Genomic DNA, 19,486 nt, shown 5'->3' with positions numbered 1-19,486 from the left:
ACCGGAATGAACTGAGGGTTTATGCGTACCGTTCTGAATATTTTAAACTTTGTACTGGGCGGCTTTGCCACTACGCTGGCCTGGCTGCTGGCGACGCTTGTCAGTATTGTGCTTATTTTTACCCTGCCGTTGACCCGCTCCTGCTGGGAGATAACCAAACTGTCCCTGTTCCCTTACGGTAATGAAGCCATTCACGTTGACGAACTTAATCCGGCGGCGAAAAGCGTATTAATGAATACTGGCGGTACCTTGCTGAATATTTTCTGGTTACTTTTTTTCGGCTGGTGGCTATGCCTGATGCACATTGCCTCCGGTATCGCGCAGTGTGTCACTATCATCGGGATACCTGTCGGTATTGCGAACTTTAAAATTGCCGCGATTGCGCTTTGGCCTGTCGGTCGCCGCGTCGTCTCTGTAGAAACCGCTCGCGCCGCGCGAGAAGCTAACGCGCGCCGCCGTTTTGAATGATCGGGACAAATAGCCTTTATGTTAAGTCCGTTGATTCGCCGTTATACCTGGAACAGTACCTGGCTGTATTACATCCGCATTTTTATCGCTCTGTGCGGCACCACCGCCCTGCCCTGGTGGCTGGGCGACGTCAAACTGACCATCCCGCTCACGCTCGGTATGGTTGCCGCGGCGCTAACCGATCTCGACGATCGCCTTGCCGGACGCTTGCGTAATTTAATCATTACCTTAATTTGCTTTTTTATCGCGTCGGCTTCTGTGGAGCTGCTCTTTCCCTGGCCGTGGCTATTTGCGTTGGGCTTAACGTTATCCACCAGCGGGTTTATTCTGTTGGGAGGACTGGGGCAACGCTATGCCACCATCGCGTTCGGCGCGTTACTCATTGCCATCTATACGATGCTGGGTACCTCTCTATACGATCACTGGTATCAGCAACCACTGCTCCTGCTGGCAGGCGCAGTATGGTATAACCTACTGACGCTAACCGGGCATCTGCTATTTCCGATCCGTCCGTTGCAGGATAATCTGGCACGCAGTTACGAACAGTTAGCGCACTATCTGGAACTGAAATCACGTCTGTTTGATCCTGATATTGAAGATGAAAGCCAGGCGCCGCTCTATGATTTAGCGTTAGCGAACGGGCAGTTAATGGCGACGCTGAACCAAACGAAAGTGTCGTTATTGAGTCGCCTGCGCGGCGATCGCGGTCAACGCGGTACGCGCCGCACTCTCCATTACTATTTTGTGGCGCAGGATATTCATGAACGCGCCAGTTCTTCGCATATTCAATACCAGACGCTGCGCGATTATTTTCGCCATAGCGACGTCATGTTCCGCTTCCAACGTCTGATGTCGATGCAGGCGCAGGCCTGTACGCAGCTGGCGCGCTGTATCTTACTGCGTACGCCGTACCAGCATGATCCGCGTTTTGAACGCGTCTTTACCCACATTGACGCCGCGCTTGAACGTATGCGCGCCAGCGGCGCTTCTTTAGAGCTGTTAAATACGCTTGGGTTCTTATTAACCAACCTACGCGCTATTGATGCGCAACTGGCGACGATCGAGTCGGAGCAGGCCCAGGCAATGCCGCGCAATGAGTCAGAAAACCAGTTGGCTGATGATAGCCTGCACGGGTTTAGCGACATCTGGCTGCGTCTGAGCCGTAATTTTACCCCGGAGTCCGCTCTCTTTCGCCATGCGGTACGCATGTCGCTGGTATTGTGCATCGGTTATGCTCTCATCCAAATTACCGGGATGCGCCACGGGTACTGGATATTGCTCACCAGCCTGTTTGTTTGTCAGCCTAACTATAACGCGACCCGCCATCGCCTTGCGCTCAGGATTATCGGCACGTTGGTAGGCGTTGCTATCGGCCTGCCGATTTTATGGTTTGTTCCTTCGCTTGAAGGACAGTTAGTTCTGCTGGTGATTACCGGCGTGCTTTTCTTCGCATTCCGTAATGTGCAGTATGCCCATGCAACGATGTTCATCACCCTGCTGGTATTACTCTGCTTTAACCTCCTGGGCGAAGGCTTTGAGGTAGCGTTACCGCGCGTCGTCGACACGTTAATTGGCTGCGCTATCGCCTGGGCTGCGGTCAGCTTTATTTGGCCGGACTGGCGCTTTCGCAACCTTCCCCGGGTACTCCAGCGCGCCACCGATGCTAATTGCCGCTACCTTGATGCGATCCTTGAGCAATATCACCAGGGACGGGATAACCGCCTGGCCTATCGCATTGCCAGACGCGACGCGCACAACCGCGATGCAGAACTGGCATCCGTGGTTTCTAATATGTCGAGCGAACCCGACGTCACGGCTGAAACCCGGGAGGCGGCGTTCAGGCTGCTTTGCCTCAATCACACTTTTACCAGCTATATCTCCGCCCTCGGCGCGCACCGCGAAAAGCTCAGTAATCCGGACGTGTTGGGGCTTCTGGATGACGCGGTCTGCTACGTTGATGATGCGCTTCATCATCAACCTGAAGACGAACAGCGCGTACACCAGGCGCTGGAGGGTTTAAAGCAGCGAGTTCAGTCGCTGGAAACACGTCCGGACAGCAAAGAACCTCTGGTTGTTCAACAAATTGGTTTGCTCATTGCCTTACTGCCCGAGATTGGACGCTTGCAACGGCAAATTTCACCGCCGACTTCTACATTAATTACCCAGCCGTAAGCGAATGAGCCCAGTCGGCAAGCTCCTGGCGACGACTCGCCGGGAGCGCCGCTTCATGTACGCCGACAATTGCGCCTTCCAGGGCATACAAAACTTTCACCGTCAGCAAGGGATTGCTTTGTCGCAACCTTAGCCAGCACATTTTCGCGCCCAGTATGCATAACATATTTTCGTCCTTTATCCCTGACTCATTGAGCAATGTTTCCAGATGGAAGGTCATATTGGGGAGATCTTTGAGTCTGTGCTGTAAAATACGGCTGTGTTTTTCCTTCATTGCCGCGTCAAGAGAATACTTCGATAAACGTACCAGCTGCTGCTGATCGCGCCACAGGCTTTCATCCACCCGGTAATAGTTGAGCATAACGGGACGTCCACATTTCATAAACATGAGCCAGGCGGGAGGATGCTTCACACAGTAGGGTACGCTTTCTTCACAGGCGCGGAGATAAAGCTCGCCATTAGCCACCATCGCAAAGACGGTATCCTCCACGGTCAGACTATAGCTACCGAATAAAGATCGATATTGGATCGTCCCCAAAGAGGCCAAATATTCTTGCGATTTATAGATCCTGTCATAAGAGAGTGCTCTCATAAAATTCCTTTTAAATCATAAAGTAAAAGAATGATTTGCAGTAACGGATCCGTTAATGACGAAAATAGGCAACTTATACTCCGCGAGCAAGATGATTTTTATTTTTGACGCCACTAAGAATAAAAATTGCGAGACAGTTTCCGAAAATAGAGTTGATCTTTCATCGCCACAGGGGTACTGTATGAATATACAGTAACTCACAGGGCTGGATTGATTATGTACACTTCAGGTTATGCAAATCGTTCTTCGTCATTTCCTACCACTACCCACAACGCTGCGCGCACCGCTACGGAAAATGCCGCGGCAGGACTGGTCAGTGAAGTTGTCTACCACGAAGACCAGCCCATGATGGCGCAACTCCTGCTTTTGCCTTTACTCCGTCAGTTAGGCCAACAATCACGATGGCAGCTCTGGCTCACGCCGCAGCAAAAGCTCAGCCGTGAATGGGTACAGTCTTCAGGTTTGCCATTAACGAAAGTGATGCAAATTAGCCAGCTTGCGCCTCGTCATACGCTGGAGTCGATGATCCGCGCTTTGCGTACAGGAAATTACAGCGTGGTAATTGGTTGGTTGACTGAAGAACTGACAGAAGAAGAACATGCCAGCCTGGTTGAAGCAGCGAAGGTAGGTAATGCGGTAGGGTTTATCATGCGCCCTGTACGTGCGCACGCTTTACCCAGGAGACAGCATTCCGGGCTAAAAATTCACTCTAATTTGTATCATTAAGTAAAATTAGGATTTATCCTGGACTTTTTTTTACGCGAACGTATCTCCTTTGAGTGCTAACGTTTTTTTTGCGAGAAAGCTTGCCAGAAGCGGTTTCCGCAATTTTTGCTGTACGATTTATCATCTGAAACTGTTAAATGATGTGTATATCCATCATGTTTTTTTCACATGTCTGACGGAGTTCACACTTGTAAGTTTCCAACTACGTTGTAGACTTTACATCGCCAGGGGTGCTCAGCATAAGCCGTAGATATCGGTAGAGTAACTATTGAGCAGATCCCCCGGTGAAGGATTTAACCGTGTTATCTCGTTGGAGATATTCATGGCGTATTTTGGATGATAACGAGGCGCAAAAAATGAAAAAGACAGCTATCGCGATTGCAGTGGCACTGGCTGGTTTCGCTACCGTAGCGCAGGCCGCTCCGAAAGATAACACCTGGTACGCTGGTGCTAAACTGGGCTGGTCTCAGTACCATGACACCGGCTTCATTAACAATGATGGCCCGACTCATGAAAACCAACTGGGCGCAGGTGCTTTTGGTGGTTACCAGGTTAACCCGTACGTTGGCTTTGAAATGGGCTACGACTGGTTAGGCCGTATGCCGTACAAAGGCGACAACATCAATGGCGCTTATAAAGCTCAGGGCGTTCAGTTGACCGCTAAACTGGGTTATCCAATCACTGACGATCTGGACGTTTATACCCGTCTGGGTGGTATGGTATGGCGTGCAGACACCAAGTCTAACGTCCCTGGCGGCGCGTCTACTAAAGACCACGACACCGGCGTTTCCCCGGTATTCGCGGGCGGTATCGAGTATGCCATCACCCCTGAAATCGCAACCCGTCTGGAATACCAGTGGACTAACAACATCGGTGATGCCAACACCATCGGCACCCGTCCGGACAACGGCCTGCTGAGCGTAGGTGTTTCCTACCGTTTCGGCCAGCAAGAAGCTGCTCCGGTAGTAGCTCCGGCACCGGCTCCGGCTCCGGAAGTACAGACCAAGCACTTCACTCTGAAGTCTGACGTACTGTTCAACTTCAACAAAGCAACTCTGAAACCAGAAGGCCAGCAGGCTCTGGATCAGCTGTACAGCCAGCTGAGCAACCTGGATCCGAAAGACGGTTCCGTCGTCGTTCTGGGCTTCACTGACCGTATCGGTTCTGACGCTTACAACCAGGGTCTGTCCGAGAAACGTGCTCAGTCTGTTGTTGATTACCTGATCGCCAAAGGTATTCCGTCTGACAAAATCTCCGCACGTGGTATGGGCGAATCTAACCCGGTTACCGGCAACACCTGTGACAACGTGAAACCTCGCGCTGCCCTGATCGATTGCCTGGCTCCGGATCGTCGCGTAGAGATCGAAGTTAAAGGCGTTAAAGACGTGGTAACTCAGCCGCAGGCTTAAGTTTCCGTCTGATAAAAAACCCCGCGTCGCGGGGTTTTTTGCTCTGGTCTGGATGACAACGCCTTTCAGCGTTACTTCTTGCCTAATAACGCCTGTAAATCCTGCTTTAACGTGGTCATTTGCGTGGCATATTTCTCTTTATGCTCCGCGTCTTCTATCAGTTGCACTATCGTTTCGGATAATGTTTTACCGCGTCGCTGCGCAAGGCCCGCCAGACGCTGCCAGACCATAAACTCTAAATCGATAGATTTTTTGCGCGTATGCTGATGTTCCGCATTGAAGTGTCGTTTGCGTCTTGCCCGAATGGTTTGTTTCATCCGATTAAGCAAGGCAGGATTCATATGCCTGTCTATCCAGACATTTACCCGCACCGGTTCATTTTCGAGGGCCAACAACAAATTGACGGCTTCCTGGGCAGCACTGGCTTCCACGTAGCGGGTGATCAACTCCCCTTCGCGGTGCTTTTTCACCAGATATTTCCATTTCCAACCGCTTTCAAGATTTTCAAGTTGTTGATATTTCATTGTGATCCCAATGTTACCGTGTAACTGTTATCAGAATATCAGTTTTTTAGCCATCTGAAGAAAAGAATCTCGAACCTGTGAATGGTTACACGTCTTCATATTACTTTGCATTCGCTTTCCGCGTGTGCAGCGTGACGGGTTAGGCTATAATCCCCCCTTTTACAACAGACTAAAAAACCTCAACTTTGACCATTACGAAACTTGCATGGCGTGATCTGGTTCCGGATAGCGAAAGCTATCAGGAGATATTTGCACAGCCACACGCGACTGATGAAAACGACACCTTACTCAGTGATACTCAGCCACGACTGCAATTTGCGCTTGAGCAACTTATTCAGCCGTGGAGCTCATCCTCTTTTATGCTGACTAAAGCGCCTGAAGAGCAAGAGTATCTCACTTTACTTTCAGATGCCGTCCGCGCTCTGCAAACCGATGCCGGACAATTAACCGGCGGACATTATGACGTTTCCGGGCATACTGTTCATTACCGCGCCGCGCAGAATGCGCAAGACAACTTTGCCACCGTCACACAAGTCGTCAGCGCGGACTGGGTCGAAGCCGAACAGCTCTTTGGTTGCCTGCGGCAGTATAACGGCGACATTACCCTGCAGCCGGGACTGGTTCATCAGGCGAACGGCGGCGTGCTGATTATTTCCTTACGAACCCTTCTGGCGCAGCCGTTACTGTGGATGCGTCTGAAAGCCATCGTTAGCCGCGAGCGTTTTGACTGGGTGGCCTTTGACGAGTCGCGTCCATTACCGGTCTCCGTGCCATCAATGCCGCTCAAACTGAAGGTGATTCTGGTTGGCGAACGTGAATCACTGGCTGATTTTCAGGAGATGGAACCGGAGCTCGCGGAACAGGCTATCTACAGTGAATTTGAAGACAATTTACAGATAGCGGACGCAGAAGCTATGACCCTGTGGTGTCAATGGGTGACGCGTATCGCTTTACGCGATAATTTGCCCCCTCCGGCGCCGGACGCCTGGCCCGTCCTGATACGCGAGGCTGTGCGCTATACCGGCGAACAGGATACGCTGCCTCTTTGCCCACTGTGGATAGCCCGCCAGTTTAAGGAGGCGTCGCCTTTATGCGAAGGCGATACCTGCGGCGCAGAAGCGCTCAGCCTGATGCTTGCCCGACGCGAATGGCGAGAAGGCTTTCTGGCGGAGCGGATGCAGGATGAGATTCTGCAAGAGCAGATCCTGATTGAAACCGAAGGCGAACGTGTTGGACAAATCAATGCGCTTTCCGTCATTGAGTTTCCCGGACATCCACGCGCCTTTGGCGAACCGTCGCGAATTAGCTGTGTTGTACATATCGGCGATGGCGAATTTAACGATATTGAGCGCAAGGCCGAACTTGGCGGAAATATCCACGCTAAGGGAATGATGATTATGCAGGCCTTCCTGATGTCGGAGTTGCAGCTGGAGCAACAAATTCCCTTCTCTGCCTCGTTAACCTTTGAGCAGTCCTACAGCGAAGTGGATGGCGATAGCGCCTCTATGGCGGAATTATGTGCGCTCATCAGCGCGCTGGCCAATGTGCCAGTGAATCAAAACATTGCGATTACCGGCTCGGTCGATCAGTTTGGTCGCGCGCAACCGGTGGGTGGGCTAAACGAAAAAATTGAAGGTTTCTTCGCCATCTGCGAGCAGCGGGAATTAAACGGTAAACAGGGCGTGATTATCCCTGCCGCCAATGTCCGCCATCTCAGTCTTAAATCTGAACTGCTGCAAGCGGTTAAAGAAGAGAAGTTCACTATCTGGGCGGTAGACGACGTGACCGACGCCTTACCGCTACTGTTAAATCTGGTGTGGGATGGCGAAGGTCAAACGACGTTGATGCAGACTATCCAGGAGCGTATCGCGCAGGCGACGCAACAGGAAGGCCGTCATCGTTTCCCGTGGCCATTACGTTGGCTGAACGCTTTTATTCCGAACTGATCGGACTTGTTCAGCGTACACGTGTTAGCTATCCTGCGTGCTTCAATAAAATAAGGTTTACATAAAACATGGTAGATAAACGCGAATCCTATACAAAAGAAGACCTTCTTGCCTCTGGTCGTGGTGAACTGTTTGGCGCTAAAGGGCCGCAACTCCCTGCGCCGAACATGCTGATGATGGACCGCGTCGTTAAGATGACCGAAACGGGCGGCAATTTCGACAAAGGCTATGTCGAAGCCGAGCTGGATATCAATCCGGACCTATGGTTCTTCGGATGCCACTTTATCGGCGATCCGGTGATGCCCGGTTGTCTGGGTCTGGATGCTATGTGGCAATTGGTGGGATTCTACCTGGGCTGGTTGGGCGGCGAAGGCAAAGGCCGCGCTCTGGGCGTGGGCGAAGTGAAATTTACCGGCCAGGTTCTGCCGACAGCCAGGAAAGTCACCTATCGCATTCATTTCAAACGTATCGTAAACCGTCGCCTGATCATGGGCCTGGCGGACGGTGAGGTTCTGGTGGATGGTCGTCTAATCTATACCGCACACGATTTGAAAGTCGGTTTGTTCCAGGATACTTCCGCGTTCTAAGTGTTGAATTGATATTCCGCGCTATCGGTATCATGCTTGCAAAGCCAATAAAGGCGAAACCTCCGCACTGCGGAGGTTTCTTTTTTCTAAAGAGACAGAATCAGGCCATTACCGCCCTGTCCTCCATGGCTTGTCGCCAACCTCCCAACCAGTATGACCGTTGATTCAGCGTCTGATAGGGACACATTTCTTTTGATCGTCCGGCGATGCCGGCCTGATATCCACGTTGATGTGCCCGTTCCAGGCGATCTCGTTTTTGTCTCTTCATGCCTCGTTTCCCTCATATTTGTATCTGGTGGAAAAGAAAACAGTGATTACAAAATGTGCAATCACACTACACGAATACCTCTAAATGGATCGCCCGTCAATGCGCAAAATTCACACCAATGTCATATTTGTGAGCTATACGGTAAATCATTTGTACAAAAAATGTGAGCCATAACAACTATTTTTCCGGCGTCAAAAATAAAAAAAACCGCCTCAGGCGCACGACCTGAAGCGGTTAAATTTACATTACTTTTATCTCAGGGAAGGCGCTTTATCTCATCTGCGATAGCGGCTGCTTCCTGACTCCATGCGCTTGCCAGTACTTTGACCATCTCATCATAGCCATCTTTCTGCTGGCTGGCTTCGATATGGAAAGGCCGCTTAATCAGTTGTCCGTTGTGGTTTAATAGCCACTCCCCGCTGACGATAACCTTACCATCGTAACGTCCATGGAATCCGGTTACGGTAACGTTCAACGTATCCTGGGTGGTTCCCAACGGCTGGGAAGCGACGACCCAGCCAGGAAGCCGGGCGCTAAGATTCGCCACCAGCGTGTTACGTAATTGCTGGTCCAGCGGGCTGGCCCACAGATTGTTATTGGCAATCACATACTGGACATCACTGGTTTGATACACCACGCCGTTACCTGCCAGATAGTCAGGTACGGAAACCTGCTCTACCCATAAGAGACGGTTGCCCTGGCTTGCGGTGCTTTGCACACCGCTTTGCGCTATCGGGAGCTGATAATAGCTTTTATTCTCTCCGCCGGAGCTACATGACGCCAGCCAGAACGCCATTATCACGACTAGCCATTTTTTCATTGTTTCGCCCTCTTAGGCTCAGGATCTTTTTTATCCTTCGCTTCAAATACCAGCGCGTTGCTCTTCTCGTTCAGAGTTTTCAACACCGGTTGTAACTCACGAAGCACCTGATCGAGACGCTGCATATCCGCCACCATTTTGTTATACGCCGCCGATCCAGGCTGGAAGCCTTGCATACTGCGGTTAAGTTCGCGTAACGTCGTTTGCATATCCGCCGGAAGCTGCTGCATCGACTGACTGGAGGTAATCTTGTTCATATTATCCAGCGTGGTTTGCAGCCGACGCATAGTACGCTGGCTTTCAGACAGCGTATTGGTCGCTTGTTCGATCATCGGATTCAGCGGCAGGTTGTTGATCTTATCCAACGTTTCCACCAGTCGCTGTTGAATTTGCGCCAGGCCGCTGCTGACGGTGGGAATAATTTCATAACCATCAAATTCGCGTAGCCCGGTAATCGGCGGCTCCTTAGGATAAAAGTCCAGATCGACATACAGCGCCCCGGTCACCAGATTACCGGTTTTGAGCGATGCACGCAGACCGCGCTTAAGCAGCTCCGCCAAATGCGCGGCAACATCCGCATTTTCTCCCAGTTGCGCTTTCAGACGCTCCGGTTCAATGCGCACCAGCACAGGAATACGGTAATCATCGTTAAATACCTGGCGCATTTTAGACGCAAAGAAAGGCACTTTGCTTACCGTCCCCAGACGAATACCGCGGAACTCCAGCGGCGCGCCAGGTTGTAATCCGCGCACCGAATCTTTAAAGAACATCAGGTAATCGATATGATCGGTGTACAGCGAATCCTGAATACTTTTTTGATCGTCGTAGAGATTAAACGCCGTTTTTTCGGCGACGGGTTGCCCCTGCTCAAGTCCTTCCGGCACATCAAAACTCACGCCGCCGCCAAACAATGTCGTCAACGATCCCATTTCCACGCGCATTCCCGCCGATGTCAGATCCACAGCGATACCGCTATCTTTCCAGAATCGGACATTACTGGTAACCAATCGATCGTTTGGCGCCTTAATGAACAACTGATAACTCATTGTCCGTTTTTGCGGATCGAAAGAGCTGGTTTCAACGGATCCTACCCGATAGCCCCGGAACAGAACGGGATCGCCAGGACTGAGCTGACCGGCCTTTTTGCTGTCCAGAATCACACGAATACCTTTGGCATCGGGCGGCGCCAACGGCGGTGAGTCAAGAAGCTGATAGCTTTCCGGCTGACTGCCCTTACTTCCTGGTTGTAGTTCAATATACGCGCCTGATAACAACGTCCCAAGCCCGCTGATGCCTTCACGCCCCACCTGCGGTTTTACGACCCAAAATACCGAGTCTTTATGCAGCAACTTCTCCATACCGGAATGAAGCCGTGCTTTGATTTGTACATGGGTCAGATCGTCAGTCAGCGTCGCGCTTTCAACCACGCCGACATCCACGCTGCGACTTTTGATCGTCGTTTTTCCGCCTTCAATGCCTTCCGCATTGGTGGTAATTAAGGTCACTTCCGGTCCCTGGTGGCTGTAGTGATAAAACAGAATCCAGGCTCCGATAAGCGCAGTAACAATCGGGAATATCCAGACAGGCGACCAATTTTTCACCTTTTGTACTTTGGCTTCCCCTTTTTTAGGTTCCATGCTATCAGGACTCCTCATGGCCTGGTTCGTATTCACGATCCCACGACAGACGCGGATCAAAGGTCATCGCAGAAAACATTGTCATTATGACGACTAAAGCAAACATCAACGCACCCATCGCAGGATAAATATTCATTAACCCTCCCATACGCACCAGCGCAGAGAGTACGGCAATGACAAAGACATCAATCATTGACCAGCGCCCCACAAACTCCACTACTTCATAAATAAAATGCATCCGTTCACTGTCGCGCTTACCGTGGCCTTTCGCATCCCAACAAAGCCAGGCAATGGCGATCATTTTTAGCGTCGGCACCATAATACTGGCGAGAAAGATAACCGCCGCCACCGGATAAGACCCCTCGCTCCACAGCAAAATCACGCCAGCCAGAATGGTCGACGGCATTTTCGAGCCCAGTAAGTCGGTAATCATAATCGGCAAAATATTGGCGGGCAGATAAAGCATGATCGAGGTAAATAATAACGCCAGCGTCCACTGCAAACTGTTTTTACGCCGGACATAGCCTTTCGTATGGCAACGCGGACAGACGAGACTCTCCGCAGGCAGGATCGCCGTACAGCAGGCGCAAGAACGCAAAGACTGCCGGATACCGGTAATCCCCGGCGTTAACGGCTGCGCCAGTGCAGGCTGCGGGGCGATATCATCCCACAACCAGCGGCGATCGACACACTGGAACGCCCGCAGTTGAACGAGACAAAATAAGCACCAGGGAATAAAACTGCTGCCGATGCCGATATCGCCGTAGGCCATCAGCTTAACAAAACTGACCAACACCCCGGCGAGAAATATTTCCGCCATTCCCCACGATTTGAGGAGGAAAAAGATCCTTGCCAGCGTTTTTTTTACCGACAACGGCAGACTGGCGCGGTTGACAAGTAATAGAATGGTCACCAGGCAAAATGCCGGCACCAGTTGGACAAATAATAAAAAGAACGTGCCGAGGCTGGCGTAATCTTCAGAAAACATGACGCCGGGGATTTCCAGAAGCGTGACTTCGCTGGTGACGCCCGCGACATTCATATTCACGAAGGGAAAAAGGTTAGAAAGCAGCAACATAAATAGTGCCGCTAACGCATAGGCGGTAGGACGCTGCCGGGGCGCGTCCCACTCGGTCGTTAACGTTGCGCCGCATCGTGGACATGCTGCTTTTTGCCCATGCGAGAGGCGGGGTAAAGCCACCAGCATGTCGCATTGCGGGCACAATATGTGCTTCGCAGCATGGTGATGTTCACACATAGGCGCTCCTTTCGTTATGCCCCGTTTTTCAGGCCTTCAAGATACTCCCAACGTTCGAAGGCTTGCTCAAGTTCTTGCTCCGCCTGACTTAAATCGGCCAGAACTTTTTGCGTTTGCTCATGGGGTTGGCTAAAAAAGGCCGCATCCGCAACCTGCGCCTGTAGCGCTTCCAGCTTCGCTTCCAGGTCTTCAAGCTGACCGGGTAACTGCTCCAGCTCGCGCTGCAGTTTATAGCTTAGTTTGCTACTGCCACGTTTTACAATTTCTGCTTTAGGGGCAATAACTTCCTCATTTTTTTTCGCCATCGGCTGTTTCGTCGCCAGATGCTGCTCTTGCTGCGCGCGCGCATCATGGTAGCCGCCGATATAACGTCCGATTTTGCCGCCGCCCTCGAAAATCCAGCATTCCGTCACGGTATTATCGACAAATTGCCGATCGTGGCTGACCAGTAGTACCGTGCCCTGATAGCCATCAATTAATTCTTCTAATAGTTCCAGCGTTTCGACGTCAAGATCGTTCGTTGGTTCATCGAGAATTAAAAGATTGCTCGGCTTGAGGAACAGTCGTGCCAGCAGCAGACGGTTACGTTCGCCGCCGGAAAGCGCGCGGACGGGTGTCATCGCCCGTTTGGGGTGAAACAGGAAGTCCTGCAAATAGCCCAGTACATGGCGCGGCTTACCGTTTACCATCACCTCCTGCTTGCCTTCCGCCAGGTTATCCATCACGGTTTTTTCCGGGTCCAGTTCGGCGCGATGCTGATCGAAGTAGGCGACTTCCAGCTTCGTTCCTACGTGGATACGCCCGCTGTCAGCCTGAAGCTGTCCCAGCATCAGTTTCAGTAGCGTGGTTTTACCGCAGCCGTTCGGGCCAATTAACGCAATCTTGTCACCGCGCTGTACCTGAGCGGAGAAATCTTTTACCAGTTGTTTTCCTTCTACCTGGTAATCGACGTTTTCCATCTCAAAAACGATTTTACCGGAGCGCGTCGCCTCTTCGACCTGCATCTTCGCCGTGCCCATCACTTCCCGGCGCTCGCTGCGTTCACGACGCATCGCTTTTAACGCCCGCACGCGCCCTTCATTACGGGTGCGGCGCGCCTTGATCCCCTGGCGAATCCAGACTTCTTCCTGCGCCAGTTTGCGATCAAATTCCGCGTTTTGTAACTCTTCTACGCGCAGCGCTTCTTCTTTCTCCAGCAGGTATTGATCGTAATTTCCCGGATAGGTGACCAGTTTGCCACGATCGAGATCGACAATGCGGGTCGCCATATTGCGAATAAACGAACGATCGTGAGAGATAAAAATAATCGTTCCGTTAAAGGTTTTCAGAAACCCTTCCAGCCAGTCGATAGTTTCGATATCCAGATGGTTAGTCGGTTCATCCAGTAACAATACGCGCGGATTGCTGACCAGCGCCCGACCCAGCGCGGCTTTACGCAGCCAGCCGCCGGAGAGCGACGACAGCGCGGCGTTAGGATCGAGTCCAAGCTGCGCCAGCACTTCATTAATACGGTTTTCCAGCTGCCACAGATTATGATGATCGAGCTGTTCCTGTACGCGCGCCATTTCATTGAGGTTTTTCTCGCTGGGATCGGTCATCACCAGACGGGAAATCTCATGATAGCGCTTGAGGTATTCCGCTTGTTCTTCGATACCTTCGGCGACAAAGTCATAGACGCTGCCCGCAATATTACGGGGCGGGTCCTGTTGCAGACGCGCGACGATCAGATCCTGCTCATAAATAATACGCCCATCGTCCAGACCCTGTTCGCGGTTAAGAATCTTCATCAAGGTGGATTTCCCGGCGCCGTTACGCCCCACCAGACAGACGCGTTCGTTATCTTCGATATGCAACTCTGCGTTATCGAGAAGCGGCGCGTCGCTGAACGACAGCCATGCGCCATGCATACTGATTAATGACATTTACTTTTCCTTTCAGGCGGCGCGGATCAGCCAGCAGTTATGAATCTGACGGTTACGGGCAAAATCCGGGGAAAGCGTTTTTTGCGTAATTTCTTGTGCGGTAAGCCCCAGCTCAGCCAACCCTTCCAGATCCATACGGAATCCGCGCTTATTATTTGAGAACATGATGGTGCCGCCTTTACGCAGCAGGCGTTTTAAATCTTTCATTAACGCGACATGATCGCGCTGAACATCAAACGACTCTTCCATACGTTTTGAGTTAGAGAACGTCGGCGGATCGATAAAGATCAAATCGAACTGTTCATTCGCCTCGCGCAGCCAGCCCAGGCAGTCGGCCTGAATCAGGCGATGCGCGCGGCCGCTCAGTCCGTTCAGACGCAAATTACGTTCGGCCCACTCCAGATAGGTACGGGACATATCCACCGTTGTGGTGCTGCGCGCGCCGCCCAGACCCGCATGTACGCTGGCGCTGCCGGTATAAGAAAAGAGATTCAGGAAATCTTTGCCTTTGCTCATTTCTCCCAGCATTCTGCGGGCAATACGGTGATCGAGGAACAGACCGGTGTCGAGATAATCCGTCAGATTTACCCATAAGCGCGCATTATATTCGCTGACCTCAAGGAACTCGCCCTTCTCGCTCATTTTCTGATACTGGTTTTTTCCTTTTTGCCGTTCACGGGTTTTTAACACCAGTTTATTCGGCGGAATACCGAGCACTGACAAAGTTGCCGCAATAATATCGAACAGACGTTGCCGCGCTTTTTGCGCATCCACCGTTTTCGGCGGCGCATATTCCTGAATCACCGCCCAGTCGCCGTAACGGTCTACCGCCACGTTATATTCCGGCAGGTCGGCATCATACAAGCGATAGCATTCAATCCCTTCCTGGCGCGCCCATTTCTCCAGCTTTTTAAGATTTTTACGCAGGCGATTAGCGTAATCTTCCGCCACCGTCGCCGGTTTACTGTCCGCCGCGGTTTCCGCAATATGATAGTTTTTCTGCACACAGTCCAGCGGGCCATTCTTGGCTTTAAACTGTTTGTCGGCACGTAATTGCAGGCTGCCCAGCAAATCGGGCGAAGCGCTGAACAGCGACAGGTTCCAGCCGCCAAACTGATTTTTCATGGTACGGCCCAGCAGGCTGTGCAACGCAATCAGCGCCGGTTCGCTGTCCAGACGTTCGCCGTAAGGCGGGTTACTGATCACCGTACCATACGGGCCTTTCGGCAATGGATTACTCAGTTGCGCCACATCTTTCACTTCAAAGGTGATAAGCTCCCCGATACCGGCGCGACGGGCGTTGCTGCGCGCCCGCTCAATGACGCGCGCATCGCTGTCGGAACCGTAGAAATGAGAGGAATACTCCGCCAGCCCCTTACGCGCCCGGGTCTGCGCTTCGGCTTTCACTTCCTGCCAGATAGTCTCGTCATGCTGCGCCCAGCCGCTAAATCCCCAGTGACCACGGTGCAGTCCCGGCGCGCGATCGGTCGTCCACATCGCGGCCTCAATCAACAGTGTCCCCGAACCACACATAGGGTCGAGCAGCGGCGTACCGGGTTGCCAGCCGGAACGCATAACAATCGCTGCCGCCAGCGTCTCTTTAATTGGCGCCAGCCCGGTGCGATCGCGATAACCGCGCAGGTGCAGGCCATCACCACTGAGATCCAGCGCAATGCTGGCAGTTTCTTTATTCAGCCAGACGTTAATACGGAGGTCCGGCGATTCGCGGTCCACATTTGGACGCGGAAGATTTTTCCGCGTAAACGCATCGACAATCGCGTCTTTAACTTTCATCGCGCCATACTGACTATTACGGATGGTGTCGTTCAGGCCGCTGAAATGCACCGCAAACGTCGCGCCAGGATTAAAAATCTCTGTCCAGTTTATCGCCTGAACGCCGAGGTAAAGATCGAGATCGCTGTAGACCTTGCACTCACCCATCGGCAGGATAATACGCGAGGCCAGGCGGCTCCACATCAGGCTCTGGTAAATAAGCCGCGTGTCGCCCTGAAAATGGACCCCACCCTGAACAACCTGACACCCTACGGCGCCCAGTTTTTCCAGTTCAGTTTTTAACAGCTCTTCCAGCCCGCGGGCCGTACTGGCAAACAGAGAATTCATATTGTCACTTTTACGCTAAGAAAATTGTTGCGCATTATAGCTAATCTCACGCCCATGTCATAAAGTTGAAGGCTTATTTTCATTTGAGGGACTGTACGGTGGCGACGTTATCACGGCTCTTTATTCATCCGGTCAAATCCATGCGCGGCATTGGTCTGACTCATGCGCTGGCAGATATCAGCGGCCTGGCTTTTGATCGCATCTTCATGATAACCGAGCCTGACGGCACATTTATCACCGCCCGCCAGTTTCCACAAATGGTACGTTTTACCCCCTCCCCCTTACACGACGGCCTTCATTTGACCGCGCCAGACGGCAGTAGCGCGCTGGTTCGCTTTACGGATTTCACCCCGCAGGATGCGCCGACCGAGGTCTGGGGAAACCATTTTACCGCTCGCGTCGCCCCGACGGCGATTAATCAATGGTTGAGCGGCTTTTTCTCCCGCGATGTCCAGTTGCGCTGGGTTGGGCCGCAGTTGACGCGCCGGGTTAAACGGCATAACGCGGTGCCGCTGGGATTTGCCGATGGCTACCCGTATTTATTGACCAACGAAGCCTCGCTGCGCGATCTGCAACAGCGTTGTCCGGCAGGCGTACAAATGGAACAATTTCGCCCAAACTTAGTGGTTTCCGGCGTAGCGGCCTGGGAGGAAGATAGCTGGAAAGTGCTTCGCATTGGCGATGTGATTTTTGACGTCGTGAAGCCCTGTAGCCGCTGTATTTTTACAACCGTCAGCCCTGAAAAGGGGCAAAAACATCCTTCCGGAGAACCGCTGGCGACACTGCAAGCTTTTCGTACCGCCCAGGACAATGGCGATGTGGATTTCGGTCAGAATCTGATTGCCCGCAATAGCGGCGTTATTCGCGTCGGCGATGAAGTGGAGATTCTGGCGACAGCCCCGGCAAAAGCTTATGGCGCCACAACGGTCGACGACAGCGTTACGCCAGAGAAACACCTGGACGCGAGTGTAACCATCGACTGGCAGGGGCAAACCTTCTGCGGGAATAATCAACAGGTACTACTGGAACAGTTGGAGAATCAGGGAATTCGTATTCCGTATTCTTGCCGGGCTGGTATCTGTGGTTGCTGCCGGATACGTTTGCTGGAAGGCGAAGTAAGTCCGCTGAAAAAATCGGCTATGGGTGACGATGGTACGATTCTGAGCTGTAGCTGCGTGCCTAAGACCGCGTTACGACTGGAAAATTAAACCGCTTGTTCAAGGCTGAAACTGTGACAGTGAACCTGCGGTTTCAGCCTGTCGTTCATAATTTTAATCGCATCGCCAAGCTGCATGGTTCGGCCTGCTATCACCACGCCCGGCTGGGCCAGCAGACACAACGCGGCATTTTCTCCCGGCTCAACGACCAGCAAATTAACCTGTTCCGCCGTATCGCTTAACCAGACGCTTGCGGCATCGCCCGTTCCCGGGGTCCACATTTCGCCATGCGCCACAAAATGCCAGCTTTTTGGCATCTGCGGTTTGAGATAGCGAATCGCCACCAGCGCATTCAACACCAACTCCGCGCGTTGCTCTTTGGTTAATTCGAAATCCCGGCATTTTTCTTCAAAGGAAAAATAGAGCGCGGCATCATCCACACAAAAACCGGTCGGGCAAAACGCGTCCGGCGTAAGCATTTTACGAGAGAAGCGCGAGCGAAAAAGCATACCATTGGCGAGATCGAGCATCATACGATCGTGCTCTTCATCATAATACCAGCGCCAGTTATCGTCAGGTTTAATTCGCATTACCTCTCTCCCGCTTTTAAGCAACTCGTAACAGCATTGTCCTTTCGCCGCTTCGTTTATTACCCCAATAATAAAAGCCTAAAATGTCTAAATAAGCAACAGTGGAGAAATATAAAACAACCAGCGCCGGAAATAAAGCCCTGGTTGTCTGATAAAGGGTAAAGTTTAGATATGCGTTACGATTTCTTTAATCAATGGCGGGCCTTTAAAAATAAAGCCGGAATAAATTTGTACCAGCGTAGCTCCTGCCGCTATCTTCTCGCGCGCGGCGATAACTGAGTCAATGCCGCCGACGCCGATAATAGGCAATTGTCCTTTTAACTCCTGGGATAAACGGCGAATAATTTCTGTGCTTTTTAATTGTAATGGCCGGCCACTTAATCCCCCCGTTTGCTGGCAATTTTTCATTCCTTGTACCAGCGAACGATCGAGGGTGGTATTTGTCGCAATCACCCCATCAATATTATGACGAAGCAGGCTATCGGCAACCTGGATCAATTCCTCTTCACAAAGATCCGGCGCGATCTTTACTGCTACCGGCACATATTTATGATGGATCGCCTGAAGATCGTTTTGCTTATTTTTAATGGCAGTTAACAGATCGTCCAGCGCATCGCCATACTGGAGCGTACGTAGCCCTGGCGTATTCGGCGAAGAAATATTAATGGCGATATAACCCGCATAAGCATAGACTTTTTCCATACAAATCAGGTAGTCATCTTTGCCATTTTCGACAGGCGTATCTTTATTTTTACCGATGTTAATTCCCAGAATACCATCAAAATGGGCTTTTTTAACATTCTCGACCAGGTTATCGACGCCCAGATTATTAAAGCCCATCCGATTGATCAGACCTTCAGCATCCACCAGACGAAAAAGACGCGGCTTATCGTTACCCGGCTGTGGGCGCGGCGTCACGGTGCCGATTTCCAGGGAGCCAAACCCCATCGCGCCTAACGCGTCGATGCACTCCCCGTCTTTATCCAGACCGGCAGCCAACCCCAGTGGATTTTTAAAGGTAAGTCCCATGCAGGTAACCGGCTTTGTCGGTACTTTCTGGCGCACCAGCGCTTCCAGCGGCGTACCTGTAATGCGGCGTAATTGTTGAAATGTAAATTCATGAGCGCGCTCTGGATCGAGCTGGAAAAGGGCTTTACGAACGAAGGGATAGTACATGAACTCTCCTGGATTCCCGGTGTGCAAACCGGGGGCGTATTATGGGCGATAACAAGGCAAAAGGGAATTGACCTACGGCAATAAATAGCAATCGTTTTCCTTCATTCTCACTT

General features: G+C 51.7%; 17 protein-coding genes. 7 read left to right on the top strand and 10 right to left on the bottom strand.

Annotated features, from left to right (window positions below):
- Nucleotides 1-21 precede the first annotated feature (21 nt).
- Together ACLD4F_RS00360 and yccS are read left to right on the top strand one after the other, a co-directional pair.
- The gene (locus ACLD4F_RS00360) at nt 22-468 is read left to right on the top strand and encodes a YccF domain-containing protein (RefSeq protein ID WP_001261222.1); all 447 of its coding nucleotides are present in this window, start codon (nt 22-24) and stop codon (nt 466-468) included.
- Nucleotides 469-486: 18 nt separating this feature from the next.
- The gene (gene yccS / locus ACLD4F_RS00355; protein WP_000950876.1) at nt 487-2,640 is read left to right on the top strand and encodes a YccS family putative transporter; all 2,154 of its coding nucleotides are present in this window, start codon (nt 487-489) and stop codon (nt 2,638-2,640) included.
- Here the strand turns inward: yccS and ACLD4F_RS00350 are convergent.
- Entirely contained in the window at nt 2,627-3,232 is a 606-nt protein-coding gene (locus tag ACLD4F_RS00350) for a TfoX/Sxy family DNA transformation protein (RefSeq protein ID WP_079944635.1), read from the bottom strand. The two genes, yccS and ACLD4F_RS00350, sit on opposite strands and share 14 nt — an antisense overlap.
- Before the next feature lie 216 nt (nt 3,233-3,448).
- On the opposite strand from ACLD4F_RS00350, the gene sulA reads away from it, so the two are divergent.
- Together sulA and ompA are read left to right on the top strand one after the other, a co-directional pair.
- Entirely contained in the window at nt 3,449-3,958 is a 510-nt protein-coding gene (sulA, locus tag ACLD4F_RS00345; RefSeq protein ID WP_000288730.1) for an SOS-induced cell division inhibitor SulA, read from the top strand.
- A gap of 356 nt (nt 3,959-4,314) precedes the next feature.
- Nucleotides 4,315-5,367 (top strand): porin OmpA, encoded by a 1,053-nt coding sequence (gene ompA / locus ACLD4F_RS00340; RefSeq protein ID WP_079944634.1) that lies wholly within the window; start codon nt 4,315-4,317, stop codon nt 5,365-5,367.
- Nucleotides 5,368-5,438: 71 nt separating this feature from the next.
- Here ompA and matP read toward each other — a convergent pair whose 3' ends face one another.
- Nucleotides 5,439-5,891, bottom strand: a complete 453-nt coding sequence (gene matP / locus ACLD4F_RS00335) for a macrodomain Ter protein MatP (protein WP_000877172.1) — start codon at nt 5,889-5,891, stop codon at nt 5,439-5,441.
- A gap of 185 nt (nt 5,892-6,076) precedes the next feature.
- Here matP and ACLD4F_RS00330 point away from each other — a divergent pair, with 185 nt between their 5' ends.
- A complete protein-coding gene (locus ACLD4F_RS00330) occupies nt 6,077-7,837 on the top strand; it encodes a Lon protease family protein (protein ID WP_000156458.1) in 1,761 nt (586 codons plus the stop codon).
- Between the two features lie 68 nt (nt 7,838-7,905).
- Nucleotides 7,906-8,424: a bifunctional 3-hydroxydecanoyl-ACP dehydratase/trans-2-decenoyl-ACP isomerase gene (gene fabA, locus ACLD4F_RS00325; protein ID WP_000227928.1), complete on the top strand. Its 519-nt coding sequence runs from the start codon at nt 7,906-7,908 to the stop codon at nt 8,422-8,424.
- 100 nt (nt 8,425-8,524) lie between these two features.
- On the opposite strand, the gene rmf is transcribed toward fabA, so the two are convergent.
- The 6 genes from rmf to rlmKL form a co-directional block, all read right to left on the bottom strand.
- Complete coding sequence (gene rmf / locus ACLD4F_RS00320) at nt 8,525-8,692, bottom strand: ribosome modulation factor (protein WP_001537784.1); 168 nt, start codon at nt 8,690-8,692, stop codon at nt 8,525-8,527.
- Between the two features lie 256 nt (nt 8,693-8,948).
- The gene (gene pqiC, locus ACLD4F_RS00315) at nt 8,949-9,512 is read right to left on the bottom strand and encodes a membrane integrity-associated transporter subunit PqiC (RefSeq protein ID WP_000759136.1); all 564 of its coding nucleotides are present in this window, start codon (nt 9,510-9,512) and stop codon (nt 8,949-8,951) included.
- Nucleotides 9,509-11,149: an intermembrane transport protein PqiB gene (gene pqiB / locus ACLD4F_RS00310; protein WP_000433412.1), complete on the bottom strand. Its 1,641-nt coding sequence runs from the start codon at nt 11,147-11,149 to the stop codon at nt 9,509-9,511. The genes pqiC and pqiB overlap by 4 nt, the downstream gene beginning before the upstream one ends.
- Before the next feature lie 4 nt (nt 11,150-11,153).
- Nucleotides 11,154-12,407 carry a membrane integrity-associated transporter subunit PqiA gene (pqiA, locus tag ACLD4F_RS00305; protein WP_000333152.1) on the bottom strand — a complete coding sequence of 418 codons (1,254 nt, stop codon included), beginning with the start codon at nt 12,405-12,407 and terminating at the stop codon, nt 11,154-11,156.
- Between the two features lie 14 nt (nt 12,408-12,421).
- Nucleotides 12,422-14,329 (bottom strand): ABC transporter ATP-binding protein, encoded by a 1,908-nt coding sequence (locus tag ACLD4F_RS00300; protein WP_000053044.1) that lies wholly within the window; start codon nt 14,327-14,329, stop codon nt 12,422-12,424.
- A 12-nt stretch (nt 14,330-14,341) separates the two neighbouring features.
- Nucleotides 14,342-16,450, bottom strand: a complete 2,109-nt coding sequence (gene rlmKL, locus ACLD4F_RS00295) for a bifunctional 23S rRNA (guanine(2069)-N(7))-methyltransferase RlmK/23S rRNA (guanine(2445)-N(2))-methyltransferase RlmL (protein WP_079944633.1) — start codon at nt 16,448-16,450, stop codon at nt 14,342-14,344.
- Between the two features lie 98 nt (nt 16,451-16,548).
- On the opposite strand from rlmKL, the gene ACLD4F_RS00290 reads away from it, so the two are divergent.
- Complete coding sequence (locus ACLD4F_RS00290; protein WP_079944632.1) at nt 16,549-17,658, top strand: YcbX family protein; 1,110 nt, start codon at nt 16,549-16,551, stop codon at nt 17,656-17,658.
- Here the strand turns inward: ACLD4F_RS00290 and zapC are convergent.
- Nucleotides 17,655-18,197: a cell division protein ZapC gene (zapC, locus tag ACLD4F_RS00285; protein WP_001220671.1), complete on the bottom strand. Its 543-nt coding sequence runs from the start codon at nt 18,195-18,197 to the stop codon at nt 17,655-17,657. The two genes, ACLD4F_RS00290 and zapC, sit on opposite strands and share 4 nt — an antisense overlap.
- 165 nt (nt 18,198-18,362) lie before the next feature.
- Nucleotides 18,363-19,373, bottom strand: coding sequence for a quinone-dependent dihydroorotate dehydrogenase (gene pyrD, locus ACLD4F_RS00280; RefSeq protein ID WP_000291723.1), 1,011 nt, complete (start codon nt 19,371-19,373; stop codon nt 18,363-18,365).
- Between the last annotated feature and the right edge of the window lie 113 nt (nt 19,374-19,486).

It is taken from the genome of Salmonella sp. 741265050_HSA, from assembly GCF_046569445.1.
Classification (GTDB): Bacteria; Pseudomonadota; Gammaproteobacteria; order Enterobacterales; family Enterobacteriaceae; genus Salmonella; species Salmonella enterica.
The sequence above is the reverse complement of the archived record's forward strand: the minus strand, read 5'-3'. Positions and strand labels throughout refer to the sequence as shown.